This window comes from Microvirga vignae (assembly GCF_001017175.1).
Lineage (GTDB): Bacteria > Pseudomonadota > Alphaproteobacteria > Rhizobiales > Beijerinckiaceae > Microvirga > Microvirga vignae.
This window is the reverse complement of record NZ_LCYG01000055.1, coordinates 53,796-79,993: the sequence shown is the minus strand read 5'-3', so window position 1 is coordinate 79,993 and position 26,198 is coordinate 53,796. Positions and strand designations below refer to the sequence as shown.

Here is a 26,198-nt window from a genome sequence, read left to right as displayed (position 1 = left end):
CGGCAATCCAGGTCTTATCCCGTCTTAAAGACGTGGATCCCCGGACTTGATCCCCGGATCAAGTCCGGGGCCGGGGATGACGAGAAGACCCGGGGATGACGATCAGGTTGGCCTCTCGGAACACAAAAACCCTTGCCTCCCGCCCCCTCTCGCCTTACTGCCCACCCCAACACGGGGTGTGCCCATGACCGAGAAGCAGACGAACGGCCTGACCTATGCCCAAGCGGGTGTCGATATCGACGCGGGCAACGCCATGGTCGACCAGATCAAACCCTTGGTGCGGTCCACACGCCGCCCCGGAGCGGACGCGGAAATCGGCGGGTTCGGAGGCCTCTTCGATCTCAAGGCCGCCGGCTTCAAGGATCCGATCCTGGTGGCCGCCAATGACGGCGTCGGCACCAAGGTGAAGATCGCCATCGACACGGGCATCCACGATACGATCGGCATCGATCTCGTGGCCATGTGCGTGAACGACATCATCGTTCAGGGCGCCGAGCCCCTCTTCTTCCTCGACTATTTCGCCACCGGCAAGCTGTCTCCCGAGGTCGGCGTCCATATCGTAAAGGGCATCGCCGAGGGTTGCCTCCAGGCAGGCTGCGCGCTCATCGGCGGAGAGACGGCGGAGATGCCGGGCCTTTACGCCAAGGGCGACTACGATCTCGCGGGCTTCGCGGTGGGTGCCGCCGAGCGCGGCACACTTCTGCCCAAAGACGTGAAGGTGGGCGACGTGCTCATCGGCCTGCCCTCGTCAGGCGTTCATTCAAACGGCTTCTCGCTCGTCCGGCGCATCGTGGAGCACTCCGGCCTGTCCTGGGATGCGCCGGCCCCCTTCGCTTCCGGTAAGACACTGGCTCAGGCTCTCCTTGAGCCGACCCGGATCTATGTGAAGGCCCTCCTCCGAGTGCTGAAGGGCGGCGACGGCATCAATGCGCTCTGCCACATCACCGGCGGCGGCTTCCCCGACAATATTCCGCGCGTTCTCCCCGACGGCGTCGGCGTGCGGCTTGATCTGAACACCATCTCCGTCCCGCCCGTGTTCGGCTGGCTTAGCCGTGTCGGCGGCGTCGCTGAAGCGGAGATGCTGCGCACCTTCAACTGCGGCATCGGCATGATCGTGGTCGCGAGCGCGACACAGGCGGATGCCGTCATCGAGCGTCTGCGTCAGGCCGGCGAGAGCCCGGTCCGCATCGGCGAGACCATCGCCCATACGGGCGGCGAACGCGTTCAGACCGCAGGATCTCTTAAGCTCTGATGGCCCGCCGCGTTGCCGTTCTGATTTCCGGGCGCGGGTCCAACATGGTCTCGCTGATCGAGGCCGCCTCCGCGCCAGGCTTCCCGGCCGAAATCGCCCTCGTTCTCTCGAACCGCCCCGATGCGGCCGGGCTCGAGCGCGCCCGGGCTGCGGGTATCGCGACGGCTGTCATCGATCACAAGTCTCACCCCACCCGTGAGGATTTCGAGCAGGCCATGGATGCGGTGCTTACCCGGCATCGGGTCGAGTTCATCTGCCTGGCCGGTTTCATGCGCGTGCTCACCGACTGGTTCGTGGAGCGCTGGACCGGCCGGATGATCAATATCCACCCTTCCCTCCTGCCCCTGTTCCGCGGTGTGCACACCCATCGCCGCGCGCTGGAGGAAGGCGTGCTCATCCATGGCTGCACGGTGCATTTCGTGGTGCCGGAGCTCGATGCCGGCCCCATCATTGCCCAGGCCGCCGTGCCGGTGATCCCCGGCGATACGGAGGAAAGCCTCGCAGCGCGCATCCTCGTCCAGGAGCATCTGCTCTATCCGCAGGCCCTGCGCATGATCTGCGACGGCAGCGCCCGGCTCGAAGGCGGCCGCGTGGCGTTCTCGCAACGCTGGAATGGCGAAGGCGCACTACGCTCACCCATTTAAATTTCCGTCATCATCTCCTCTTCGTCATCCTGTCCCCGGGCTTGATCCGGGGATCAGTCCCGGGGATCCCCACCTTCGACCCGCGGTGGTTCCTAAGACGTGGATAGCCGGGTCAAGCCCGGCCATGACGACAAGAAGCGGCGCAACATCAGAGCTGCGGGCGCTGCAGCCTGCAGGCATCGATAGCCGAAAGAGCCTTTTCGCGGGCGCTGTCATCGAAGACACCCGTATCGCGGTAAACCTGCACCTCATCGGCACTCAGGGCATGCATGGTGCGGCCTGCATAGCAATCGCACTTCCTGCTCAAGGAGATCTCGGTAACGCCCTGAAGCTTGGCCTGAGTGATGGCGCAGGCCTGGTTCACGCGCTCGCGCAGTTCGGAAACGCTGGCGGTTTTGAGTGCCGGATCGGGCTCGTACATCGTGGGCGTGCTGGAAGCCGCGGCAAAGGCCGGCGTGGCGCTGGTGCTGATGGCAACAGCCGTCAGCAGCGCGCGAAAAGTCGAAATCATGGAAAGCTCCCCAGGGAACAAAGTTCACGTCGGAGCTTAGGAATAGCCTTGACCGTTTAGGATCAAGGCTTACGCAAAAATAGGCTTAAGACTTAGCCAACAACCGGCTCAGCCCATTCACGAACAGTGACAAGAGGCGTCTCGACCTTCAGATCCGCATCGACCTTTTCCAACGCCACCCGGTTGTCGTGGAAGGCAGCCCCGCCATAGGGCGCCACCTGATCGCCGCCGGTGAGCGTGTTGATGCCGCGCCCCAGAGGATGCGCCTTGTTGGGCCAGATGCCTTCCGCGATCAGCACGCCACGGCGCACGCCATCGAACAGACGTGCCCGCAGGAACACCTCGCCGCGATGGTTCCTGAGCTTCACCCAATCGCCGTCGAGGATACCCTGCCGCTCCGCATCGAGCGGATGAATCATCACCTCGGGCCTGCCCTCCTTGGCAACCGAGCCCGGCGTCTCCGTGAATGAGGTATTCAGGAAGCTGCGGGCCGGGCTCGTGGCGAGGCGGAAGGGATAATCGCTCGTCGCATCTTCGATAACGGCCCAGTGATCAGGCAGCGCGGGCATGTTGGCGTAAGGCCCCATCGGTCCGTTGTTGTAGGACGGGACCGTCGTCCAATCGGGCTTGAACCGAAACTTGCCGTCCGGGTAGCCGAAGCCTTTCAGGTAATGCGCCTCCTCGAAGGGCGGCTGCACGTCCTTATGAACTGCAAGCTCCAATTCCTCGATGCTGCCCCAGCCGGAATGGCGCAGGGTCCAGTCGATGATCTCGCGCGGCGCCATGTCGAAGCCACGATGCTTGGCTCCCAGGCGCTTGGCGAGTGCGCGGGTCACCTCGTGGTTCGACCAGCATTCGCCGGGCGGATCAATGAGCTTCGGGCCGATCTGGAAATGTTGGTGTCCGCCGCCGGAATAAAGATCGTCGTGCTCCATGAACATGGTCGCGGGCAGGACGATATCGGCCATCATCGCCGTCTCGGTCATGAACTGTTCGTGCACACAGACGAACAGATCCTCACGCGCGAAGCCCTGCTTCACCAGATCCTGCTCCGGCGCAACCGTGACCGGATTGGTATTCTGGATCAGAAGAGCCTTGATGGGCGGGCCGTTGTAGAGCGCCTCGGCGTCACCGCTCAGCACGCGGCCGATCTGCGACTGATCGAGCTGACGGACCGAGCGGTCGATGGCCTCATGTCCTTCGATCAGCGCCTTGTTCCAGCGGAAGATGCCGCTGTTCGAATGGAACGCGCCGCCGCCCTCGTATTGCCATGCACCGGTCACCGCCGGAATGCAAGCGGCCGCATGCATGTTGACCGCGCCGTTGCGCTGGCGACCGAAGCCGTAGCCGAGACGGAAGAAGGTGCGCTTGGTCTCGCCGACGAGCTTCGCGAAAGCCTCGATCTCCTCGACCGACAGGCCGGTGATAGCGGAGGCCCAGGCCGGATCGCGGACTTTAAGATGCTCTTCGAGTTCGCGCGGATGATCGGTGTAACGCTCCAGATAGTCCCGATCCGCGTAACCATCGCGGAAGAGCACGTGCATGACCGCGCAGGCGAGCGCGCCGTCGGTACCCGGCTTCACCAGAAGCGCCATATCGGCCTGTTTCATGGTGGCATTCATGTAGATGTCGATGGCGACGATCTTGGCCCCGCGCTCCCTCCGGGCGCGCATGGCATGGGTCATCACGTTGACCTGGGTGTGAACCGGGTTCGTGCCCCAGATCACCACGCAGTCGGAAACCGCCATCTCGCGCGGGTCGGAGCCCGCGAGCTTGCCCGTGCCGGCGACATAGCCGGTCCAGCCCATGGGCGTGCAGATGGTGGAATACTGGCCGGAATATTTCTTCACGTGGCGCAGGCGGTTGATGCCGTCGCGCATCACGAGGCCCATGGTTCCTGCATAGTAATAGGGCCAGACGGACTCTGAGCCGAACTCGGCTTCAGCCTTGAGGAAGGCCTTGGCGACCGTATCGAGCGCCTCGTCCCAGGAGATGCGCGCGAACTGCCCCGATCCCTTGGGGCCGGTGCGCTTCAGCGGATAGAGCAACCGCTCCGGATGATGGATGCGTTCCGCATAGCGCGCGACCTTCGCGCAGATGACGCCCGCCGTATAGCTGTTGGTCTTGGCCCCATGCACGCGCCCGATGCTCTTGGCCTCGATCACCTCCACGTCGAGGGAACAGGCCGAGGGGCAATCATGGGGGCAAATGGAAGCGCGGCGGTCGATGCGGGGAGCTTGGTTCATGGTGCACGCATGATGACGGAGCTGAAGGCCAAAGAAAAGGCCGCCATGAAGGCGGCCTGATCATTTTGCGCGGCATGCCGAAGAAGGCTTAGCCGACGATCTCGTTACCCGAGAAGAACTGGGCGATCTCGATCTTGGCGTTCTCGATGCTGTCGGAGCCGTGGACCGAGTTCTCGCCGATCGACTTGGCGTAGAGCTTGCGGATGGTGCCCTCGGCAGCGCTCTCCGGGTTCGTCGCACCCATGATTTCGCGGTAGCGGAGAACAGCGCCCTCGCCTTCGAGAACCTGCACGACGACCGGGCCGGAAATCATGAAGTCCACGAGTTCACCGAAGAAGGGACGCTCCTTGTGGACCGCGTAGAAAGCCTCGGCCTCACGGCGGGACATGATGATGCGCTTCTGGGCGACGATGCGCAGGCCGGCGTTCTCGATGACGGCGTTGATGGCGCCGGTCAGGTTCCGCTCGGTTGCGTCGGGCTTGATGATGGAGAAAGTACGCTCGATGGCCATGACAGGTCATCCTTTTAAGAGAAGAAATCGGGAAAGTCCGGCGCTTATAGCGGCGAGGCCCCTCCCCCTCAAGCGCCTTTTCGCGATTGCGAAGGTTATCGTGAAGATGGGGAGGCGGGTCTCGCGGCGGAAAAACTGCCTCTTGGGCACCTGTGCCTCTTGGGCACCTGATTGAGGCACCTGATTGAGCATCGCTTTTGCCGAAGAACCGGTATCCACTTCTTCACGCCATGCTCCTGCCCCGTTGGAAAGCTGGGCCGTCTCCCCTAGTCTCTTCCCCTGATAGGCCCCATGAAGACCGACCTGGAGGGAAATCATGAAGTCTCTACCCCTTGCTGCCTTTGGACTTTCTCTTCTGATGGGGGTTGCCTACGCCCAAGCTCTGGACCCGAGCGGCACGTATCTCAGCGAGAGCGGCGAAACCCGGGTGCGCATCGCCAAATGCGGGCAGGTCTATTGCGGAACCATCATTTCCACTCAGGGCGATGCCAGGGACGTGAACAATCCGGACGCCAACTTGAGGGGCCGCAGCCTTGTCGGGGTCCAGATGATTTCGAACATCGAGCCTTCCGGCAACGGCTTCACCGGTCAGCTCTACAATTACAAGGACGGCAAGACCTATACGGGCAAGATGAGCTTCGCGGGCAAGTCCATGCAGCTCTCCGGCTGCGTTCTGGGTGGGCTCATCTGCCGGTCGCAGACGTGGGCTAAGTTGAATTGAGGAGCCGTCCCTTCCCGCCCTCTGGTGCTTCTCTCGTCATGCCCGCACTCGTTGCGGGCATCCACGCCTTCGATCCCGTGCAGTTCCCAAAACGGGCATGGCCGGGACGGATCCCCGGATCAAGTCCGGGGATCGGTCATGACGAAGAGATTTCAGGGATGAGTTACCGCGCCTTCTGGCCGAAGAGCACGGCCTGAACAGCCGGGTCCTTCATATCGTAGGAACCACGATCCTCGGCATTGACCTCAAGGGCGCGCTGCACCGCCGGACGCTCAAGCACAGCATTGAGCCAGCGCTTCACGTGCGGGAAGTCCTCGATGTTCTGGCCCTGGCGTTCCCAGAGCTTGGCCCAGGGGGCAATGGACATATCGGCGATGGAATAGTCGCCCGCCACGTATTCCCGGTCCGCCAGGCGCTTGTTGAGCACGCCGTAGAGACGGTTGGTCTCGTTGGTGTAGCGCTCAATGGCGTAAGGCACCTTCTCCGGCGCATAGATGCGGAAATGATGCGTCTGGCCCAGCATGGGGCCGAAGCCGCCCATCTGCCAGAACAGCCATTGCTCCACCTCGACGCGCCCGCGCTCGTCCTGCGGATAGAACTGGCCCGTCTTGCGGCCGAGATATTGCAGGATTGCGCCGGACTCGAACACGGAGATCGGCTGTCCGTCGGGACCCTGATGGTCGACGATGGCCGGCATCTTGTTGTTGGGCGAGATGTCTAAGAACTCAGGCTTGAACTGGTCTCCCTTGCCGATATTCACCGGGTGGATCGCATAGGGCAGCCCGCATTCCTCGAGCATGATGGTGATTTTCCACCCGTTCGGGGTCGGCCAGTAATAGAGATCGATCGGTTTTTGGGCGGAAGCCGCCATGACACGCCTCTCCTTGTGTAACGACACAGGTTGCTGTGCAGAAGTTAGGGTATCGAACCTGATCTCGCACCCTCACATCCCCTGGTTTGCGGTGGATAGAGCGCATGGCTGACCACCCCCACTTGCATGTTTCATTGTTTCATTATGAGATGCCCAACGCGCCTTTCACAGCGCCTATGGGGGATCTCATGATGAATCGAATTGTCAGCACGGCACTCGCCGCCACCGTGGCCCTGGCTTTCGCCGCTCCGGCCATCGCTGAAACAAAGCCGAAGAAGGAGCCAACCGCGGCCCAGATCGCAGCCCGCGAGCGCATGACCAAGTGCAGCGCCGAGTGGAAACAAGCCAAGGCTGGTGGAAAGATCGCGAAGGACGCCAAGTGGCCGAAGTTCTGGAGCGAGTGCAACATGCGCCTGAAGAGCGGCACAAAGGCTTGAGGCAATCCTTCGATGCAGGTGCTTGAGGAGCCCCTCCGTCATCCCCGGCCTTGTGCCGGGGATCCACGCATTTGAGGCGTTGCGGCTCTGAAGACGTCATGGCCGGAACAAGTCCGACCATGACGGGGAAGGTTTTTGCCTCGGCTCTTTCCTCAAAGCCTCTTCTTGAAGCCCTCGTGAGATCGTGAAAAGCCGAGCCGCTCGTAAAAGCGGTGGGCGTCCTTGCGGGTTTTGTTGGATGTGAGCTCGAGCATGGCTGCGCCGCGGGCGCGGGCCACGCTTTCTACATGGGCCATCATCCTCGCACCGATGCCGCCGGAGCGACGTGCGGCCTTCACCTTCACGCTCTCCACCTTCACCCGCAACGCCCCGCGCCCGGTGAGATTCGGGATGAAGGTGAGCTGGAACGTGCCGACGACCTCATCGCCATCCACCGCCACGAAGAGCATGTTCTCCGGGCTTTTGGCGATAGCGGCGAAAGCGGCCTCGTAGGCTGGCCTTGTCTCGGGCGACCACACGTCTCCGTGTGCACCGAGTTCATCCTCCTCATGGAGGCGGATGATCGCCTCCAGGTCTTCCGCCCTCGCCTCGCGAAACTCCAGGGCGCTCATGCGGCGATCCGGGATTCCATCGGCAGAAGGTTCTGGGGGAGCTTCATTCCCGGCAGAGCCTCCATGCGCTTCAGCCACGCGCTGACATGAGCGTAGGGAGAAAGATCAATCTCCGCCTCGCCTGCGAAAGCCAGCACGCCGAAGATGTCGATATCGGCAATCGTGACGTCCTCCCCGACGATCCAGTTGCGACCCGCCAAATGCTGGTCGAGGACCTTGAGAGCGGTGCTCGCTTCCGCGGCATACATCTCCAGGATCCCAGGCCCGGCTTGGCGGAAGCCACGTTTGACACCACGCGTGCGATAGATCGACGGGGCGAGGCGGTCGAAGTCCCAGTAAAGCCATTCGCGCCCCTGCAGTCGTTCTTCAAGGGTAGCGCCCCCGAACTTGCCGAGCGTATCCGCGAGATATTCCAGGATGGCCGCCGACTGGCAGAGATGCCGTCCGTTGTTCCTGTCGACCAGCAGCGGCACCTGACCGTAGCGCTGCTTGGCAAGGTAAGCCGGCTGCTTGTGAGCACCCTCGCGTAGGGGCACATGCACGTAGTCGAAGGCCTCTCCTGCCAGAGACAGCATCAGGCCGACCTTGTAGGTAGGACCCGAGAAGGCAATTCCATGAAGTTCAAAGCGCGCGGGCACCATCGGCTCCTGTGAGCAAGTTTGCTTGGACTCAAGCTAGAGGATTGCGTCTCGAACCGGAAGGAGCAGAATCCCCAGGGAGGACCAGTTATGCCCAGCATGAAACGTGAGCGGAAGCTGCTGCAGCAGACAGTTGCCATCATTGCCACGGTTCCCGTGGCAACGGGGCTTTACGGCGTCCTCTTCGGGCAGGCCCTCACGGGCGATGCGGTGAGCATCTCGGCGGAGAGCCATTTCCGCTTCATGTCCGGCCTCCTGCTCGGCATCGGTCTATGCTTCTGGAGCACGCTGCCCGGCATCGAGGACAAGACCAGTCGTTTCCGGTTTCTGACGTTGCTCGTCGTCATCGGGGGCTTAGGCCGCCTGATCGGCCTCATGCTCACCGGCCTGCCTTCCTTCTTCATGATGGGAGGCTTGGTTCTTGAGCTCATCGTCACCCCGGTTCTGTGTCTATGGCAGACACGGATCGCGAACCGTTATGCAGAAGAATACGGCGTGGCAGAAACGTAAAAGCCTTTTCCGCGCCATCAATTTGCCTCCTCGTCCCTTTCTGCTGCTCGATTGCGTGCTCAAGTCCTTGTTTTGCAAGCCTTTGAGCCCGTGAAGTGCTATTCTGAGCATCCAAAGCCGGCATCTACGAGTGTGCGTAAAATACTGCATACAACGATGCCCAAGACTCAAGGCGCACCTGCACCTCGAAGGAGGTCGGACCATGAGTGAAGATCAGAAACTTCTCACAATACTGCGTCAATCGGCAGACCCCGATGCCGTCGATGCCATCGAGCACCTGATCCGCGAGGCACCGGACCATGAGCTGAACCGCATCAACGTTCTCGCTTTCGCTGCCAAGCACCATCTCCACGAGGAGGGCACCATTGCGGCCTTCCTGCACGCCGCGCGGCTTGGCCTTTTCGAGTTGTCCTGGAACGTCCTGTGCCCAGGCTGCGGCGGGGTGATGGATGCAGGCGCAAGCCTGAAGTCCTTAAAGAAAGAGGAATACAGCTGCGCTCTCTGTGCCGCCGGATATGAACCCACCCTCGATGAAATGGTCGAAGTGACCTTCACGGTCAGCCCGCGAGTGCGCAAGATCGCAGCGCATGAGCCGGACAAGCTTCCGATGCCGGAATACTTACGCCAGATTTTCTGGAGTTCCGGCGTCGATCTGCCGGACGATTTCGAGAAGCGCCTTGAGGAAATCATGCTCGATTCCGTCGAGCTTTCTCCGGGAGAGCGGGTCATCCTCTCTCTGCAGCTCCCTCCGGCATTCGTGATCGTCTTCGATCCAGTGACGCATGCCACCCAGTTCGTCGAGGTTAAAGGCGAACCCACTCGCGAGCGCCAGAATCTGTCTCTGATTCTGACGGAGCAGCCTGCGGAAAACGACACGGTGGAGCTGCGTCCTGGCCCCGTCCGCCTCCTGCTCGAGAACCATACCAAGAGGCGCACGCTTCCCGCCGTGTGGCTCGCCAGCGATGCCCTGCATGAACTGATGGAGCACCGTCGCCCCTTCCTCACCGCCAAGCGCCTTCTGACGAACCAGACTTTCCGCGACCTCTACCGCACGGAAACGCTCGATATCGATCAGCGATTGAAGATCACGAGTCTCACCTTCCTCTTCACCGACCTCAAGGGCTCGACAGAGCTCTATGAGCGTGTCGGAGACCTCGTGGCCTACGATCTGGTGCGCGAGCATTTCCGCGTGCTGAATGAGATCGTAGCCTCCGAGGCCGGGGCCGTGGTGAAGACCATCGGCGACGCGGTGATGGCCACCTTCCCGACGCCAGATCACGCCGTCTCTGCTGCGCTCAGAATGCGAGAGGCCATGCGCACGCTGAACGAGCAGCGCGGACATGAGGACCTCCTGCTCAAGATCGGCATTCACGAGGGCCCATGCCTTGCCGTCGTCCTCAATGAGCGGCAGGACTATTTCGGGCAGACCGTGAATATCGCTTCAAGGGTCCAGAACCTTGCGGACTCACGCTCGATCTATGCAACCGGAACCGTGATCGAGAACCCTGAAGCTCTCGAGATCATCGAAACGCAAGGCCTGCACCCGACCCTGCAGAAGACCACCCTGCGCGGGATCAACAACGAGTTCTCGGTTTATGAGATTCCGTGAAGCCGCTCCTCGTCATCCCCGGACTTGGTCCGGGGATCCACGTCTTCTTTGGCGCTACAGTTCAAAGATGTGGATGGCCGGGAAAGGGCCCAGCCATGGCGACGTTGACGAGCAACCGCCTCAGAGATCCTTCTCAAACCGGTATTCCGACGAGTTGGAAATATCGCCGAGATCGCGCCGCCGATCGGTCTGCGTGTAGCCCAATGTCTTGTAGAGCCGGTGCGCATCGGTGAAGCGCGTGTCGGACCAGAAGAACATGCGCGTCGCACCCTTCTCGCGAGCGTGACGCTCGACAGCGCGCACGAGCGACGAGCCGAGCCCTCGGCCGCGCTGGTCGGGACGCACGTAAAGTCGATGGAGCTCCGCTACGTCGGCTTCGGGAAAATCGACGGAAACGCACGCGCAGATGCGTCCGCTCTCGTCCTCCATCACCCATAGAACGCCATCATTCTGTCGCGGCGATCCCGGCGCACGAAGATCCTTCAGATCGTCGTGGGGATCGATGAAGCAGCCGGGATAGTCGGCGAAGCAGAGAGACAGAAGCCCGAAGAGATCCTGCGCATCGCGATCTTCCGCGACGCGCAGGACAAGAGCGTTGTCAGCGACATTCAGCGCCTCGCCCACGATCACTCGATCCCGAGCTTGGACTTCAGGATCTCGTTGACGGCCTGCGGATTGGCCTTGCCGCCGGTCTGCTTCATCACCTGGCCGACGAACCAGCCGAGCAGCGTGGGCTTGGCCTTGGCCTGCTCGACCTTATCGGGATTGGCCGCGATGACCTCGTCGATGGCTTTCTCGATGGCGCCCGTATCGGTCACCTGCTTCATGCCGCGCTTTTCCACGATCTCGCGCGGATCGCCGCCCTCCGTGAAGACGATCTCGAACAGGTCCTTGGCGATCTTGCCGGAGATCACGTTCTCGCCGATGAGTTCGATGATGGCACCGAGTTGCTGAGCAGAGACCGGCGATTGCGTGATGTCCTTGCCTTCCTTGTTCAGGCGGCCGAACAGTTCGTTGATGATCCAGTTCGCGGCGGCCTTGCCGTCGCGGCCCTTCGCGACTTCCTCAAAGAAGTCGGCCGAAGCCCGCTCGGCCACCAGCACGCCCGCATCGTAGGACGACAGGCCGTAATCGCTCATGAAGCGGGCCTTCTTGGCGTCCGGCAGTTCCGGCAGGTGCTGGGCCAGATCGTCCACGTAAGCCTGGTCGAATTCGAGCGGCAGCAAGTCCGGGTCGGGGAAGTAGCGGTAATCGTGCGCCTCTTCCTTCGAACGCATGGAGCGCGTCTCGCCCTTGCCCGGATCGAAGAGACGGGTTTCCTGCTCGATCACGCCGCCGTCTTCCAGGATCGCGATCTGGCGGCGCGCCTCGACTTCGATCGCCTGGCCGATGAAGCGGATGGAGTTGACGTTCTTGATCTCGCAGCGGGTGCCGAATTCCTCGCCGGGACGGCGGACGGACACGTTCACGTCGGCACGAAGATTGCCCTTGTCCATGTCGCCGTCGCAGGTGCCGAGATAGCGCAAAATCGTGCGCAGCTTGGTGACGTAGGCGCGCGCCTCGTCCGCCGAGCGCAGGTCCGGCTTCGACACGATTTCCATGAGCGCCACGCCAGAACGGTTGAGATCGACGAAGCTCATGGTGGGGTGCAGGTCGTGGATCGACTTGCCGGCATCCTGCTCGAGGTGCAGGCGCTCGATGCGCACCATGATCGTCTCGCCGGTCTCCGGCACGTCCACGATCACCTCGCCCTCGCCCACGATGGGGCTCTTGTACTGGCTGATCTGATAGCCCTGCGGCAGATCCGGATAAAAATAGTTCTTCCGGTCGAAGGTGCTCTTCAGGTTGATCTGCGCCTTCAGGCCGAGGCCCGTGCGGATCGCCTGGCGGACGCATTCCTCGTTGATGACGGGCAGCATGCCGGGCATGGCCGCATCCACGAGAGAGACATGGCTGTTCGGATTGCCGCCGAAAGCCGTCGAGGCGCCGGAGAACAGCTTGGCCTGGCTCGTCACCTGGGCATGGATTTCCATACCAATGACGATTTCCCAATCGCCTGTCGCGCCTTTGATGAGCTTCTTAGGTTTGACCGGAGCGTTCATAAGCCGTGCGCCTTTATCTCTAAAGCATCGGACGTGAAAAGTGGACGTGCACTTTTGGGATCGCTCCGATGCTTGCTTCCCTTAGCGAGCGCATCGCGTGACGCGGAAAACCAGGTCCACTTTTCCGCACGATGCGCTTGTATTTCCTTCCCGGAGTAAGAGCGACGCGAAATCGGGTCAACCCCTTTCGAGATGAACAGGCGTTCAGATTAGTGCGGCATAAGGCCAAGATTAATTATGATTTATGCACAGGGGTTTAAGATAATTGCCACGCTGGGATGAAACCGCATCCAACATCAGGCGTTGAACGGGAGGTAAAACGGTCAAGGAGATTAAAAATGGCTATGGATCCCATGGATCGCGAACCGAACGTCTACAATCGTGAGACCAACGTCTACGATACGGACCGTCGCGGCTCAAATACTCTTGCTTACGTAATCGGCGGTCTTGTTATCGCGCTCGGCCTGTTGGCTTTCCTTTTCTACGACGGTGGCAACGAGCCCAGCACGACCGGCAGCACCGGCACGCAGACCGAAAGCTCTTCGCCGGCCACCGGCTCGAGCGGTACGGGTGCCACGGGCGGTTCGTCCACGGCTCCGGCCACTCCGGCCACCCCGGCTCCCGCTTCGCCGGCCCCGGCCTCTCCGTCGGCCCCGGCTTCCCCGCAGCAGTAATCTCGCGTCCAGCGTAACGCTGCATCGACAAGGGCCTGACGGACGTCAGGCCCTTTTCTTTTGGCTCGAAGCCTGCCCATCCAGGAACAAAGCCGAAGCTTGAGCGGTTACGCCTGTCGAACCCCACGGCACCGCATCAGGAGCATCGCGATGGCAAGCAAATCGAGCTTCACCCCCGAGGAATGGTCCCGTCTCGTTGCAAGCCCGGTCGTGGCCAGCATGGCGATTACCGCCGCGGACCCCGGCGGTCTCTGGAGCCTGCTGCAGGAATCCATGTCGAGCGGCTGGGCACTCCTGGAGGCCAAGCAGGACGCACAGGCGAGCCCTCTCGTGAAGGCCGTGGCAGACGATATCTCGAACGCGGACACGCGGGACGCCGTGCGTCATTCCTTTCAGGCGCAGTTCAAGGGCAGCCAGTTCGCCGATATCAAGCGCAAGGCCATCGAGGAATTGACCGCGATCTCGAGCCTGCTCGACGCCAAGGCGCCCGATGAGGCAGCAGCATTCAAATCCTGGATTTGGAGTGTGGCCCGGAAATCCGCGGAAGCGGGCAAGGAAGGCGGCTTCCTCGGCTTCGGTGGCGTAGCGGTGAGCGACGCCGAAAAGGCGACGCTCGCAGATATCGCAGCGGCGCTGGGAAACCCGGCCGGTTCCGGCGCAGGACTTGCAGAAACCTAGAGCCTCGGACGAGAAAAGTGGACTCCACTTTTGGGATCCATCCGATGCTCATTTCCTTAAGTAGTGCATCGTTGCTGCGGAATACCGGATCTACTTTTCACTGACGTGGCCCTTCGGGTCCGCACGATGCGCTAGCGCCGCGCCACCCGCCTCGCTGCATAGGCCCCGGTGGCCCACAGTAACCCGGCGACCACGCGCACCGGGAAGAGCGTCAGCGCATCGGACCGGATGGGAGCGATCCAGGGAATGCCGATGCTGCTGAGTGCCCAGGACACCAGAGCCGAGATGCCCAGAGCGGCGATCGCGGCAATGAGCACCTTGCCGAACTGATCGGCCTTCCAGCCGAGCAGCACGGCAACGATGATCAGGACCGGATCGAAGGCTGCGGGCAGCCAGTCCCAGAGGTGGATAACGGGAACGGTCGGAGCCACGTCGTTCAAGCCCACCAGGGCTGCGGCAGCTTGATGCGGCCAGCAGCATCCTCGATCACTTGGCCTGCGGCGAAGAGCGTCTCTTCATCGAAGGCGCGGCCGATGAGCTGGAGGCCGAGCGGTAACCCTTGCGAGTCCAGGCCAGCCGGAACGGCGAGACCCGGGAGGCCCGCCATGTTGACGGTCACCGTGAAGATGTCGTTGAGGTACATCTCCACCGGATCGCCGGAGCCCTTCTCGCCGATGCCGAAGGCGGCGGACGGCGTGGCGGGCGTCAGGATCGCATGAACGCCCTGCGCGTAGACTTCCTCGAAGTCGCGCTTGATCAGCGTGCGGATCTTCTGGGCGCGCACGTAATAGGCGTCGTAATAGCCCGCCGAGAGCACATAGGTGCCGATCATGATGCGGCGCTTGACCTCGCGGCCGAAACCGGCGGCGCGGGTCTTCTCGTAGAGATCGACGATGTCCCTGCCGTTCTCGCGCAGACCGTAGCGCACGCCGTCATAACGGGCGAGGTTCGAGGAGGCCTCGGCCGGAGCCACGATGTAGTAGGCCGGCAGCGCATACTTGGTGTGCGGCAGGGAGACCTCGACGATCTCGGCGCCGGCGGCACGCAGCCATTCCGCACCCTGACGCCAGAGCTTCTCGATCTCCGGCGACATGCCATCGACGCGGTATTCCTTCGGAATGCCGATCTTCAGCCCCTTCACGCCACGTGTGACGGCAGCCTCGTACTCCGGAACCGGAAGGTCGACACAGGTCGTGTCCTTGGCGTCAGGGCTGGCCATGGAACGCAGCATGATGGCGGCGTCGCGCACCGTGCGGGTGATGGGGCCGGCCTGGTCGAGAGACGAGGCGAAGGCGACCGTGCCCCAGCGGGAAACGCGGCCATAGGTCGGCTTGATGCCCACGGTGCCCGTGAAGGCCGCAGGCTGGCGGATCGAGCCGCCCGTATCGGTTGCGGTCGCGCCCAGGCACAGGTGTGCGGCGACAGCCGCCGCCGAACCGCCGGACGAACCGCCCGGGACGAGATGCGTACCCTCGATCTGGCCGGAAGCACCCGCGCTCACGTTCGAGCCCTCGCGCCGCCAGGGCGACACGACCGGGCCGAAGGCACTGGTCTCGTTGGAGGAGCCCATGGCGAACTCGTCCATGTTGAGCTTGCCGAGCATCACGGCGCCGTCGTTCCAGAGGTTCTGGGTGACGGTGGACTCGTAGGGCGGGTTGAAGTTGCCAAGAATCTTGGAGGCGGCGGTGGAAACCACGCCTTGCGTGCAGAACAGATCCTTGATGCCGAGCGGGATGCCTTCCATCGGGCGGGCTTCGCCCTTGGCGATCTTCTCGTCGGAGGCCTTGGCCATGGCGAGCGCCTTCTCGGGCGTCTCGAGCACATAGGCGTTCAGCGCCCTCGCCTTCTCGACGGCGGCGATATGGGCCTGCGTGAGCTCGGTAGCGGAGAAGGTCTTGGCCTTCAGGCCGTCACGAGCCTCAGAAATCGTGAGATGGGTCAGTTCGGTCACGGGACTGGATCTCTTTAATCGACGTCATGGCCGGGCTCGTCCCGGCCATCCACGCCTTACTCTGCGGGAGATCCCCGGGTCGCGCTTCGCTTGCCCGGGGATGGTTGAAAAAGGCTGGCGCCTTATTCAACCACCTTCGGCACCAGGAAGAAGTCGTCTTCGGTGACGGGGGCGTTCTGGACGATCTTCTCCGGGTAGCCGCCATCGGTCACGCCGTCCTGGCGCTTCTTCATGGTCATGGGCGTCACGGAGGTCATGGGCTCCACGCCATCCACATTCACTTCGTTGAGTTGCTCGACGAAGGAGAGAATCGCGTTGAGCTCGCCCTGGAGGTGAGGCACCTCCTCATCCGTCACGGCAATGCGCGCCAGATGGGCGATGCGGCGGACCGTTTTCTCATCGACCGACATGAATGGTCATATCCCTTGGAAATCTGATCGGCGGGCTATAGCACCCGCCCGCCCAAAGTCGCAACGTTGGATGTAAAGGAAACCCGCCCCGGCACTCTCTCCGTCATCCCCGGGCTTATCCCGGTGATCCACGCCTCAAACCACAGTGGTTCCTAAGGCGTGGATGGCCGTAAACCAAGTGCGGCCATAACGAGAGAGCAAGAACACGTGGATGGCCGGGCCTGACCCGCGGACCAGGTCCGGTGATGACGGTAGAAGATCAGACCCGCACCGCCACCGTCTTGTGCGGCACCACGACCTGGATGCCCTTGCCCTCCAGGGCCGCCACGAAGCGGTCCGCATTGGGGACGAGCGGCGGGAAGGAGGCATAGTGGCAGGGAATGACCGCCTTCAGGCCACTGAAATAGCGCTGGACGGCGAGTGCCGCGACCTCCGGGCCCATGGTGAAGCGGTCGCCGATGGGCACCATGGCAATTTCCGGCTGGTGTATTTCGGCGATGAGACCCATGTCGCCGAAAATGTCCGTATCGCCCATATGGTAGACGGTTGGCTCCCCGGGCGCCTTCACGACGATGCCGTTGGCCGAGCCTAAGGGGAAGTTCACATCCATCTCCACCAGGCCGGAGGAATGATCCGCCCGCACTAGGGTGACGGTAAAGCCGCCCTGCTCCGTCGTGCCGCCGGTATTCATGGGATCGATGTTCTGAACGCCCTGCTTCGCCAGGTACATGCAGAGCTCGAAATTGGTGACGACCTTGGCGCCCGTCGCCTTCGCGATCTCCACCGTGTCGCCCACATGGTCACCGTGGCCGTGGGTGAGCAGGACGTGGCTCACGCCCTCGATGATCTTTGCCTTGTCACCCTCGAAAGCTGGGTTGCCGGTGAAGAACGGGTCGATGAGCACGGCCTTGTCGGCGAAATCGAGCCGAAAGGCAGAATGTCCAAACCAAGTGATTTTCATGGGAGCACCTTCGCTTGAGGGAGCTTGAAGATGGGGCAAGGTGGGCTGGCGGCCATGTTTCAAAGGAACAAAGAGAGGGGCCTTAGGCTTGTCAACCTAAGCAATAAACATGAACTTTGCTGGAGGATAGCCATGTCCCGAGTCATCGCCAGTCTGACCCTTGCGGCCGGCCTTCTCACCTCGGCCAGCGTCTCCGCCGTCGAGATTTCCATCTCGTGCAGCGCGCTCGGCAAGGAATATGAAATCTGCAAGCAGGGGGTCGATGCCTGGGCGCAGAAAACGGGCAATACGGTCAAGATCGTCTCGACGCCCAACTCCGCCACCGAGCGCCTCGCTCTCTATCAGCAACTTCTCGCTGCCGGCGCGGGCGATATCGACGTGTTCCAGATCGACGTGGTGTGGACCGGTATCCTCGCCGATCACCTGCAGGACCTGACCTCGAACGGCCAGAGCGTCGTGAGCCAGCATCTGCCTGCGATGGTCGAGACGAGCCGCGTGAACGGCAAGCTCATGGCGATGCCCTGGTTCGCCGATGCGGGCCTGCTCTATTACCGCAAGGACCTGCTCGACAAATACAAGCGCCCCGTGCCGCAGACCTGGTCCGACCTGACCGAGACCGCCCGCATGATTCAAGAGGGCGAGCGCAAAGAGGGCAAGGGCGATTTCTGGGGCTATGTCTGGCAGGGCCGCGCCTATGAGGGCCTGACCACGGTCGCTCTCGAATGGATCGCCTCCTACAACGGCGGCACCATCGTCGACGAGAAGGGCGAGGTCACAGTTGAGAACCCGAAAGCCGTCGAGGCCTTGAAGACGGCCGCCGGCTGGGTCGGCACCATCACGCCGGAAGGCGTGCTCAACTACACGGAAGAGGAAGCGCGCGGCGTCTTCCAGGCCGGCAACGCCGCCTTCATGCGCAACTGGCCCTATGCCTGGGCGCTGGCTCAAGGAGCGGACAGCACCATCAAGGACAAGGTCGGCATCGCACCACTGCCGAAGGGTGGTGCAGACGGGCGTCATGCGGGTACGCTCGGCGGCCAACTGCTCGCCGTCTCCAAGTACTCCAAGAACGCCGATGCCGCGATCGACCTCGTCATGTATCTGACAGGTCAGGAGGAGCAGAAGCGCCGCGCGGTCCAGGGCTCGTTCAACCCCACTCTTGTTTCACTCTACGGCGATGCTGATGTCGCCAAGGCGAATCCGTTCATCGGCGATCTAGCGGACGTCTTTGCCAATGCTGTTGCCCGCCCGGCAACCGTGACGGGGCAGAACTACAACAAAGTCTCGACCGAGTTCTTCAATGCAGTGCACCAGGTGCTCTCGAAACGCGCGGAGCCTGCGCAGGCACTCAATCGCCTCGATCGTGATTTGAAGCGGATCAAGCGCAGCGGCTGGCAATGATCATGTCGGGCGCAACCATCCAGGCGAGCGCCCCTGCGCGAGAAACCGTGCGGGGCGGCCGATCCTCCCTCACCCGCTCGCGCATCAGGGCGGCGTGGATCTTCATCGCGCCGACGCTGATCGTGTTGGCGCTCATCGCAGGCTGGCCCCTCGCGCGGACCATCTGGTTCAGCTTCACGGATGCCAACCTCAATAGCCTCAACGATTACGAATTCATCGGCCTCGAGAACTACATCGCCAATTACGACGGCGAATGGCTGGGCCTGCTGACCGATACGGACTGGTGGCGCTCGGTGTGGAACACGGTGTGGTTCACGGCGATCTCCGTCTCCATCGAGGCCGTGCTCGGCACCATCGTCGCACTGATCCTCAACGCGTCCTTCCCCGGACGCGGCATCATGCGCGCCGTCATTCTCATCCCCTGGGCCATCCCCACGGTGGTCTCGGCCAAGATGTGGAACTGGATGCTGCACGACCAGTTCGGCGTGATCAACGACATGCTCCTGCGCCTCGGCCTCATTGCCGCGCCGATCACCTGGACCGCCAACCCGGACACGGCGCTTTGGACCGTGGTCATGGTGGACGTGTGGAAGACCACGCCCTTCATGGCGCTGCTCATTCTTGCTGCCCTGCAGATGCTGCCGGGTGACATCTATGAAGCCGCGAAGGTGGACGGCGTGCATCCTGTGAGGGTCTTCTTCAGAGTGACGCTACCGCTGATCAAGCCGGCGCTCATCGTCGCGGTGATCTTCCGCGCGCTCGATGCCCTGCGTGTCTTCGACCTGATCTACGTGCTCACCGCCAATTCGCGGGACACCATGTCCATGTCCGTGTTTGCACGCCAGCAGCTCGTGGACTTCCAGGAGGTGGGCCTCGGCTCGGCAGCCTCCACTCTCATCTTCCTCATCATCGCCCTGCTCATCGTCATCACCATGGCCGCGGGCCGGGTTCGGCTGGGAGGTGAAACCCGATGAAGGCGCTGACCCGCATCGGCTTCTGGTTGCTGGTTGTGGCCATCGGCCTGTTTTCGATCTTCCCGTTCTACTACGCGGTGATCTCGTCCTTTCGCTCGGGCTCGGATCTGTTCAAGGTGGCCTATCGGCCCGAGCGTCTGGACTTCTCCAACTACATCGCCGTGTTCGAACGCCAGCCCTTCGGCACGAACATCTTCAATTCCGTTGTTGTCGCGGGCTCCGTGGTGGCGCTCTCGCTCGGCTTAGGCATCACGGCGGCTTATGCCTTCGGGCGCATCCGCTTCCGAGGCCGATCGCTGCTGCTCATGACCATTCTTACGGTCTCCATGTTCCCGCAGGTGGCGGTGTTGTCGGGCATGTTCGAGCTGATCCGGAGTTTCGGACTCTACAACACCCTGCCCGGCCTGATCCTCGCCAACCTCATGCTCACCCTGCCCTTCACGATCTGGGTGCTCACCACCTTCATGCGGGAATTGCCGAAGGAGATCGAGGAGGCCGCTTTCGTGGACGGAGCAACGCCCTGGATCGTGGTGCGCAGGGTCTTCCTGCCGCTCATGATGCCGGCAGCCGTCACCACGGGCCTCCTCGCCTTCATCGTCTCGTGGAACGAGTTCCTCTTCGCCCTCACCTTCACCCTGACCAACGAGCAGCGCACCGTGCCGCCCGCCATCGCGCTCATGAGCGGCTCAACGGCCTACGAGCTGCCCTGGGGCACGATCATGGCGGCTTCCGTCATCGTGACGGTGCCGATCATCGCGTTGGTGCTGATCTTCCAGCGCAAGATCGTGGCGGGCCTCACCGCAGGCGCGGTCAAGGGATAACTTCAAGGACTTTTCAGATGGCTGACGTTGTTCTCAAAAATGTTCGCAAATCTTTCGGCCGAGCCCGTGTGATCCATGGCGTGGATCTCGACGTCAAGGACGGCGAATTCCTCGTCTTCGTCGGCCCTTCCGGCTGCGGGAAATCCACCCTGCTGCGCCTCATCGCAGGCTTGGAGGACATCACCTCCGGCGACCTCTTCATCGGCGGCCAGCGCGTCAACGACCTTGCACCGGCCAAGCGCGGCATCGCGATGGTGTTCCAGTCCTATGCGCTCTATCCGCATATGAGCGTCTACGACAACATGGCCTTTGGCCTGGAGCTGGCGAAATCGTCAAAGGCTCAGATCGACGCCAAGGTGCGCGAGGCCGCCCGCATGCTGCAGATCGAGAACCTTCTCGACCGCAAACCACGCCAGCTCTCCGGCGGCCAGCGCCAGCGCGTCGCCATCGGCCGCGCCATCGTGCGCGATCCGAAGGTTTTTCTCTTCGACGAGCCGCTCTCCAATCTCGACGCGGCCCTGCGCGTGCAGACTCGCATCGAAATCGCAAAACTCCACACCGACACCCGCGCCACCATGATCTACGTGACCCACGATCAGGTGGAGGCGATGACACTCGCCGACCGCATCGTTGTGCTCAATGCGGGACGCATCGAGCAGGTGGGTACGCCTCTCGAACTCTACCACCGCCCGGCCAATCTCTTCGTTGCCGGTTTCCTCGGCTCGCCGCAGATGAACTTCATCACCTGTGTCGTTTCCCATGTCGGCTCAGACGGCGTGCAGGTGCAATTGCCCAATGCCGGCATGATCACCGTTCCGGTTTCGTCGGATGGCGTGCGCGTGGGCGAGACCGTGACGCTCGGCATCCGGCCTGACCATGTGAAGGTCTCCGCCCAAGGCACCCTCACCGGGCGCATCGAGCTGGTGGAGGAGCTTGGCGAGAACCACCTGCTCTATGTGGATTTCGGCAAGGACCGCCACCTGACAATCCGCGAGCCGGGCGATGCGCGTCATGGGATCGGGCAGGAGGTCAGCCTCTCCCTGGCCCCGGAATCCTGCCACCTGTTCAAGGACTCGGGCGAGGCTCTGCCTCTCATCGCGCCCACTGGGACACCCATGGCTCGGTCGCCCTCTCCGGCGACCAGCGCCGCCTGATCTCGACGGCGGCCAACTTCCTCTATACTGGCTGTCATCGAGACAGTGCCATGAGGAGGCCGCCCATGACCTCGAAGGATGACGAGCTGATTGCCTTCATCGAATCTTTGAGCCCCCGCGCGCGCCTCATGGGCGTCGATCTCGGCACCAAGACCATCGGCTTGTCCCTGTCCGATGTGGAGAAGCGGATCGCGACTCCGCTCGAGACCATCAGGCGGGTGAAATTCACCCCCGATGTGGAGCGCATCAAGGAACTGGTGGAGCGCTACGAGGTCGGCGGTCTCGTCTTCGGACTGCCCCTCAACATGGATGGCACCGAGGGCCCCCGCTCGCAGGCGACCCGCGCGTTCGTGCGCAACCTGAAGCCTCTCCTGCCCCTGCCCGTGCTGTTCTGGGACGAGCGCATGTCCACCATGGTCGTGACCCGCACCCTCCTCGACGCGGATGCCTCCCGCGCCAAGCGCGCCGACGCCGTGGACAAGATGGCCGCCGCCTACATCCTGCAAGGAGCGCTCGACCGCTACGAGCGGATCGCGGCGGACGCGGAGGCCGCCCATGATGAGGCCGAATACCGGGCCGGCCTGGGCCTCGATCCGCCTCCCGAAAACGGCGACATGGACGATTGAGGCCTCGTCTCAGCGCCAAGCCTGGGGAGCCTGTCATTCAGATGTCAGAAAGCCGTCGAATGGGGGTGACGCACCCGCAAAAGAAGCCTATCTAACCGGCCAGCGCGAGAGCGACCTCGTGCGCTTCGGCCCGGTGCACCGGGAGCGCAATGGCCTGTGATGCCGGCCGCGGAAGACGAACCGGGTGCGCAAGGCCTTCTTCATTCCGCTCTCGACTGCCGAGGCGCTGGAGCTCGACCGCTGGGCCAAAGAGCCGATCGCCTTCACTAACAGCCGCTGGAGGACGCCAATCAAGCGTTCCGCGAGGATGTCTATCTCTACACCCCGAAGTGCGACATCTACACGCCCGAACGCATTCGCGCCCGCTGGGGTCGCTGGCTCGATGCCGCGCACTGTAAGGAGCTGTGCAGGCGCTGGCGCAAATGGCTCAATGACCAAGTGCAGCGCTACGGCTGGGAGATCGATCCGGAAGACAGCCGCGGCCCCACCCTGCACGGTCTGCGCGGCGCGGCCGTTATGGAGCGGCGAAGGCAAGGCTACGAGGCGCAGGCGATCTACGATATCGGCATGAGCCTGCCAATGGTGATGCGCTACACTCGTTTCATGGACCAGATGGACGCCGCCGAATCGAACCGGCGGCGGTTTGAGATGTCAAATCGTGACGTTCACCGAGCACTCGTGATCCAACTGTGCTATTCCATTCTATTGAATGCAGAATCCCTCTCACAAGCATCACTACCTTCCAGTCTTCTACACCCGGCGTTGGACGGGCTCCGACGGCAGACTTGAGCAGTTCCACCAACCGTACGGCCCACTCGTCAAGGCGCGCCGGCTGCACCCGGAAGGAATCGGCTATGTCGATCAGCTCTATGAACTGCGTGGCCTGGAGCCCGCTCTCGCACAGCAGATCGAGACTGCATTCTTCAAGCCGGTTGATAATTTGGCAGCTCGCGCGCTGGCCCACCTGGAGAATGGTCGGCGAAACCCTGAATGGGATGATGACACCCGAAGTGCCTGGTCGCGCTTTCTCCTCTCGCTGATAATGAGGCATCCCGCCGCTATCCGAGATCTCAAATACGAATGGACCCGGCGGATATTCGAGATCACTCCGGAGGAGGAAGCAGCCTATCAGATCGAACGAGAGTCGCATCATCCGCTGACCTATCGGGAATATCTGAAGGGTGAAGGTCAGCGCCTAATCGAACACAGCGCGCTCGCTCAACTGCTGAAACTCACAGATCACGAGGGAAGTGGCCAACGATTAAACAACATGCTCTGGGCCACCATCACCACGGAAGGGTCCTATCTGCGGTTTCTAACTTGCGACGACCCAGTCGTTAGAACCGATGGACTCGATCACGAGGCAGTGGCAATCACACTGCCGATCGGGCTGGATCTCCTGTTTGTAGCCGCCAGGAGCCGCCATGTAATAGAATTGCTGCTGAATACCAAGCCCATCGAACTCGTGAAGCGTGTCAACTTAGAGATCGTGACCCGCGCCAATCCTATGTCTACGGCACCGATCGATCCCAGCAACACTTCATTCAGAAGCACATGTCGCGTAATCGGGTCCCCAGCCTGTTTGCCGAGGTCATGTCCGCCAAGCTCCACGAAGGCTGCATAATATCACCAGCTTCGGAATTGCCCGAGGAGGCTTGACGACCACCCAAAAAACACCTATCTCAGCGCCACCGGCGACGGTGATTGAAAAACTTTGGCCTTGGATCGAAAAACTATCCGAAAAAGCCCAATAATTTCAATGCCTTAGTTGGGGGATAGTTTAATGGTAGAACAGCGGCCCGTGAGCCGCTTTTTGTTTGTCTGCAAGGCTTTCAGCCTCGTCTTAGTTTACAAGATTTGCCCCATTGGACCCTGCTTTTCCAAGGGTTTCCGGTAACCTTGTAAACGCATCTGACATCCCTCCCCGTGTCTGCCGCGTGCACAATGTCGCCCTCCAGACCGGCCTGAATAACGGACGGAAGCCGGAGAGGGGCAGCCTGTACCCCTCATCCCGCTTCTCTTCCAGAGGAGGATGAGAGGCGGGGAGGACAAAACCTCTAGATGGTTGATGCGGTAGGCTTACCGACAGCCTCTTCAATAATCGGGCGGACTTCTTTCATGTCTTGGAACAGTCGCACCAAGGCCACGCTCAGAGGATCCAGATCTTTTTTCCCGTTCACAAGCTGAACCCGCTTCTTCACTTCATTAATCGACGTCTGAATTCGGCGGACAGGCTGTTCCCTTTCAGGGGACAAATTAACGCTAAATGCTCCAAAGCTGTTGTAGAGCCGCACCAAACTCGCAGATATTTCCTTCTTTTTATCCTGATCAACAGTGCCGCTAAGGGCAATTTGCTCTGTAAAGGTGCTCATAAGCTCCAAAAACTTCTTATTTTCCGTCGTAAGCTCATTAAATTCAGCAACCTTCATCTCCTCGATGCGGTTCGTACGAGCCTCATAAAGGTTCCATAAGACCCCAACTCCGCCTGTGGCGCCAAGCGCAAGAGCCCCAAGGAGCGAAACTATGATGTGTTCTCGTGCTAGTTCGATCGCCTGCTTGAACATCTCAGCACTCCATGGCGACAGGGACGGACACTGCCCAATACAAATATAGGCAACCCTCAGGCGGAAAAAATGTCTGTGCCATTCTACTCCCTCTGAATGGTCACGTCAGTTTTTAGACCAACCCCTTCCATCGTGGCGCGGCGTCTAGGACAAACTTCGGTCTCCCAGAGGTGGATATTCGCGTACATCTCCATCGTCTCGCGGATATCCTTTTCAAGCTGCTGGTCGCAAATCGACACTACAGCGTTGGCCGAGTTACGCACTTGAACATCAACCGCCTCCTGCGCCGGAACGCCCGCAGCTGACAGCGCAAGCATTGCTGAGACATAACCTGCAAGCAGCGCGTCCTTCATAGGACGCCCAAAGTAACCAGGCGAATGTATCTCAACATTCACACCGCCAAAATAGCGCTTGTCATAGTATCTATCAATAGCCTGATTGAACTCAAGCTGAAGGAACGTAGACAATTCTCCTTTCTTGAGAGCCAGATACTGAGAAGCGAAATAATTAGTTAGATCAACAGCCTTATTGAGATCATAAAGGTCAATCTCATCTTCGGTAACTCTAATCAGGTTTCCTGAAGACTCTCGCCAAACATAATCTCCATACGTGTGGCTATATACCTCTCGCCTATCCTCCTCGCGTGTGATGCGGATGAGTGCTTGGCGGTTCTGCATCAATCGGATCAGTCGCCGATTAAATTGACCTTTGGCAAGGTTCACCGGCAGCCACCGAACCTTCCTTGCCGGGATCCTCTCGCCTGGATAGCGAACTGATTCCACAGTCAGGTTCGGATCGAAGCCGTTGACGAACTCGCCAAAATAAACGGTAGAGTTATATCCTTTGCCGGGGATGATAATCAGGTCGCCAGCCCGTCCATCAGAATAAAGATCGACCACTTCACGCACAAATCGTGGCGCCTCGACGAGGGGATTAGCTACAGCATATTCATTCGGATCTCTGCTGGGCCGATCATCGTCAGGGGATCCCCGACGGCGCCACAGCGAGATGCGTCGAGCCATACGAAGTTCATTGCGCACATTGACGTCGTCAGCATCCGGAGGCTCAGAGAACGAAATTCCTGGGATATCAAGGAAGACGGCCTCGGTTTCTAGAAAGTCGGCATAGAAGCGCTTTCCCTCTCCCGGATGTAGGACGAAGATCCGATGATCATCAGGAAGTATCCGGATCGCCGGATCTACAATAATTGCCATTGCCCCCTCCGGGTACTTTGCCGGAGCGGCATCTCTATCCCAAGAAAGTAATCTTGTCAGTCGGACTCAAGAAGAATTTCTGAGGGGCAGTTGCAACCCTCTCTTCACCG

30 protein-coding genes are annotated in these 26,198 nt (G+C 61.2%); 15 read left to right on the top strand and 15 right to left on the bottom strand.

What is annotated here, in order from left to right; genetic code table 11:
- The first annotated feature begins 184 nt into the window (after positions 1-184).
- Positions 185-1,252: a phosphoribosylformylglycinamidine cyclo-ligase gene (purM, locus tag AA309_RS20460; protein ID WP_047190860.1), complete on the top strand. Its 1,068-nt coding sequence runs from the start codon at positions 185-187 to the stop codon at positions 1,250-1,252.
- The gene (purN, locus tag AA309_RS20455) at positions 1,252-1,896 is read left to right on the top strand and encodes a phosphoribosylglycinamide formyltransferase (protein ID WP_047190859.1); all 645 of its coding nucleotides are present in this window, start codon (positions 1,252-1,254) and stop codon (positions 1,894-1,896) included. The genes purM and purN overlap by 1 nt, the downstream gene beginning before the upstream one ends.
- A gap of 148 nt (positions 1,897-2,044) precedes the next feature.
- Here the strand turns inward: purN and AA309_RS20450 are convergent, their stop codons facing one another.
- The 4 genes from AA309_RS20450 to AA309_RS35385 form a co-directional block, all read right to left on the bottom strand.
- Entirely contained in the window at positions 2,045-2,407 is a 363-nt protein-coding gene (locus AA309_RS20450) for a hypothetical protein (RefSeq protein WP_052954885.1), read from the bottom strand.
- Between the two features lie 92 nt (positions 2,408-2,499).
- Positions 2,500-4,653 (bottom strand): molybdopterin oxidoreductase family protein, encoded by a 2,154-nt coding sequence (locus tag AA309_RS20445; RefSeq protein ID WP_047190858.1) that lies wholly within the window; start codon positions 4,651-4,653, stop codon positions 2,500-2,502.
- Positions 4,654-4,741: 88 nt separating this feature from the next.
- On the bottom strand, positions 4,742-5,164 hold the full coding sequence (ndk, locus tag AA309_RS20440; protein WP_047190857.1) for a nucleoside-diphosphate kinase: 423 nt from the start codon (positions 5,162-5,164) through the stop codon (positions 4,742-4,744).
- 6 nt (positions 5,165-5,170) lie between these two features.
- Positions 5,171-5,482: a hypothetical protein gene (locus tag AA309_RS35385; protein WP_047190856.1), complete on the bottom strand. Its 312-nt coding sequence runs from the start codon at positions 5,480-5,482 to the stop codon at positions 5,171-5,173.
- Between AA309_RS35385 and AA309_RS20430 the strand changes: the two genes are divergently transcribed.
- Positions 5,481-5,885: a DUF2147 domain-containing protein gene (locus tag AA309_RS20430; RefSeq protein WP_047190855.1), complete on the top strand. Its 405-nt coding sequence runs from the start codon at positions 5,481-5,483 to the stop codon at positions 5,883-5,885. The genes AA309_RS35385 and AA309_RS20430 overlap by 2 nt on opposite strands.
- 163 nt (positions 5,886-6,048) lie before the next feature.
- On the opposite strand, the gene AA309_RS20425 is transcribed toward AA309_RS20430, so the two are convergent.
- Positions 6,049-6,756 carry a glutathione S-transferase N-terminal domain-containing protein gene (locus tag AA309_RS20425; protein WP_047190854.1) on the bottom strand — a complete coding sequence of 236 codons (708 nt, stop codon included), beginning with the start codon at positions 6,754-6,756 and terminating at the stop codon, positions 6,049-6,051.
- A 188-nt stretch (positions 6,757-6,944) separates the two neighbouring features.
- Here AA309_RS20425 and AA309_RS20420 point away from each other — a divergent pair, with 188 nt between their 5' ends.
- Entirely contained in the window at positions 6,945-7,193 is a 249-nt protein-coding gene (locus AA309_RS20420; protein ID WP_047190886.1) for a hypothetical protein, read from the top strand.
- A 152-nt stretch (positions 7,194-7,345) separates the two neighbouring features.
- Here the strand turns inward: AA309_RS20420 and AA309_RS20415 are convergent, their stop codons facing one another.
- Positions 7,346-7,804 carry a GNAT family N-acetyltransferase gene (locus tag AA309_RS20415; RefSeq protein WP_047190853.1) on the bottom strand — a complete coding sequence of 153 codons (459 nt, stop codon included), beginning with the start codon at positions 7,802-7,804 and terminating at the stop codon, positions 7,346-7,348.
- Complete coding sequence (locus AA309_RS20410; RefSeq protein WP_052954883.1) at positions 7,801-8,445, bottom strand: glutathione S-transferase family protein; 645 nt, start codon at positions 8,443-8,445, stop codon at positions 7,801-7,803. Before AA309_RS20410 ends, AA309_RS20415 begins: the two co-directional genes overlap by 4 nt.
- Positions 8,446-8,541: 96 nt before the next feature.
- Between AA309_RS20410 and AA309_RS20405 the strand changes: the two genes are divergently transcribed.
- Positions 8,542-8,952 (top strand): DUF4345 domain-containing protein, encoded by a 411-nt coding sequence (locus AA309_RS20405; RefSeq protein ID WP_047190884.1) that lies wholly within the window; start codon positions 8,542-8,544, stop codon positions 8,950-8,952.
- A gap of 202 nt (positions 8,953-9,154) precedes the next feature.
- Positions 9,155-10,561, top strand: a complete 1,407-nt coding sequence (locus AA309_RS20400) for an adenylate/guanylate cyclase domain-containing protein (RefSeq protein WP_047190852.1) — start codon at positions 9,155-9,157, stop codon at positions 10,559-10,561.
- 120 nt (positions 10,562-10,681) lie between these two features.
- Here the strand turns inward: AA309_RS20400 and AA309_RS20395 are convergent, their stop codons facing one another.
- On the bottom strand, positions 10,682-11,185 hold the full coding sequence (locus tag AA309_RS20395) for a GNAT family N-acetyltransferase (protein ID WP_150117666.1): 504 nt from the start codon (positions 11,183-11,185) through the stop codon (positions 10,682-10,684).
- Between the two features lie 2 nt (positions 11,186-11,187).
- Positions 11,188-12,663 carry an Asp-tRNA(Asn)/Glu-tRNA(Gln) amidotransferase subunit GatB gene (gatB, locus tag AA309_RS20390; protein WP_047190851.1) on the bottom strand — a complete coding sequence of 492 codons (1,476 nt, stop codon included), beginning with the start codon at positions 12,661-12,663 and terminating at the stop codon, positions 11,188-11,190.
- A 338-nt stretch (positions 12,664-13,001) separates the two neighbouring features.
- Between gatB and AA309_RS20385 the strand changes: the two genes are divergently transcribed.
- Entirely contained in the window at positions 13,002-13,337 is a 336-nt protein-coding gene (locus AA309_RS20385) for a hypothetical protein (RefSeq protein WP_052954881.1), read from the top strand.
- A gap of 150 nt (positions 13,338-13,487) precedes the next feature.
- Positions 13,488-14,015 carry a hypothetical protein gene (locus tag AA309_RS20380; protein WP_047190850.1) on the top strand — a complete coding sequence of 176 codons (528 nt, stop codon included), beginning with the start codon at positions 13,488-13,490 and terminating at the stop codon, positions 14,013-14,015.
- 131 nt (positions 14,016-14,146) lie between these two features.
- Here the strand turns inward: AA309_RS20380 and AA309_RS20375 are convergent, their stop codons facing one another.
- From AA309_RS20375 to AA309_RS20360, 4 genes are all read right to left on the bottom strand, one after another.
- The gene (locus AA309_RS20375; protein WP_047190881.1) at positions 14,147-14,455 is read right to left on the bottom strand and encodes a hypothetical protein; all 309 of its coding nucleotides are present in this window, start codon (positions 14,453-14,455) and stop codon (positions 14,147-14,149) included.
- Complete coding sequence (gene gatA, locus AA309_RS20370) at positions 14,452-15,966, bottom strand: Asp-tRNA(Asn)/Glu-tRNA(Gln) amidotransferase subunit GatA (protein ID WP_047190849.1); 1,515 nt, start codon at positions 15,964-15,966, stop codon at positions 14,452-14,454. Before gatA ends, AA309_RS20375 begins: the two co-directional genes overlap by 4 nt.
- Positions 15,967-16,088: 122 nt before the next feature.
- Entirely contained in the window at positions 16,089-16,376 is a 288-nt protein-coding gene (gene gatC / locus AA309_RS20365; protein ID WP_047190848.1) for an Asp-tRNA(Asn)/Glu-tRNA(Gln) amidotransferase subunit GatC, read from the bottom strand.
- A gap of 259 nt (positions 16,377-16,635) precedes the next feature.
- Positions 16,636-17,337 carry a metal-dependent hydrolase gene (locus AA309_RS20360; protein WP_047190847.1) on the bottom strand — a complete coding sequence of 234 codons (702 nt, stop codon included), beginning with the start codon at positions 17,335-17,337 and terminating at the stop codon, positions 16,636-16,638.
- Between the two features lie 132 nt (positions 17,338-17,469).
- Between AA309_RS20360 and AA309_RS20355 the strand changes: the two genes are divergently transcribed.
- The 7 genes from AA309_RS20355 (at position 17,470) to AA309_RS20325 (ending at position 23,934) form a co-directional block, all read left to right on the top strand.
- On the top strand, positions 17,470-18,735 hold the full coding sequence (locus AA309_RS20355; RefSeq protein ID WP_047190846.1) for an ABC transporter substrate-binding protein: 1,266 nt from the start codon (positions 17,470-17,472) through the stop codon (positions 18,733-18,735).
- A 2-nt stretch (positions 18,736-18,737) separates the two neighbouring features.
- Positions 18,738-19,709, top strand: coding sequence for a carbohydrate ABC transporter permease (locus AA309_RS20350; protein WP_047190880.1), 972 nt, complete (start codon positions 18,738-18,740; stop codon positions 19,707-19,709).
- A complete protein-coding gene (locus AA309_RS20345) occupies positions 19,706-20,530 on the top strand; it encodes a carbohydrate ABC transporter permease (protein ID WP_047190845.1) in 825 nt (274 codons plus the stop codon). Before AA309_RS20350 ends, AA309_RS20345 begins: the two co-directional genes overlap by 4 nt.
- A gap of 17 nt (positions 20,531-20,547) precedes the next feature.
- Positions 20,548-21,684 carry an ABC transporter ATP-binding protein gene (locus tag AA309_RS20340; protein ID WP_047190844.1) on the top strand — a complete coding sequence of 379 codons (1,137 nt, stop codon included), beginning with the start codon at positions 20,548-20,550 and terminating at the stop codon, positions 21,682-21,684.
- 65 nt (positions 21,685-21,749) lie between these two features.
- A complete protein-coding gene (ruvX, locus tag AA309_RS20335; RefSeq protein ID WP_047190843.1) occupies positions 21,750-22,310 on the top strand; it encodes a Holliday junction resolvase RuvX in 561 nt (186 codons plus the stop codon).
- A 438-nt stretch (positions 22,311-22,748) separates the two neighbouring features.
- The gene (locus tag AA309_RS35380; protein ID WP_160310513.1) at positions 22,749-23,099 is read left to right on the top strand and encodes a hypothetical protein; all 351 of its coding nucleotides are present in this window, start codon (positions 22,749-22,751) and stop codon (positions 23,097-23,099) included.
- Positions 23,020-23,934, top strand: coding sequence for a DUF4238 domain-containing protein (locus AA309_RS20325; RefSeq protein WP_047190841.1), 915 nt, complete (start codon positions 23,020-23,022; stop codon positions 23,932-23,934). The genes AA309_RS35380 and AA309_RS20325 overlap by 80 nt, the downstream gene beginning before the upstream one ends.
- Positions 23,935-24,367: 433 nt before the next feature.
- Here the strand turns inward: AA309_RS20325 and AA309_RS20320 are convergent, their stop codons facing one another.
- Together AA309_RS20320 and AA309_RS20315 are read right to left on the bottom strand one after the other, a co-directional pair.
- Entirely contained in the window at positions 24,368-24,874 is a 507-nt protein-coding gene (locus AA309_RS20320; RefSeq protein ID WP_047190840.1) for a hypothetical protein, read from the bottom strand.
- 83 nt (positions 24,875-24,957) lie between these two features.
- On the bottom strand, positions 24,958-26,088 hold the full coding sequence (locus tag AA309_RS20315) for a hypothetical protein (RefSeq protein WP_052954880.1): 1,131 nt from the start codon (positions 26,086-26,088) through the stop codon (positions 24,958-24,960).
- Between the last annotated feature and the right edge of the window lie 110 nt (positions 26,089-26,198).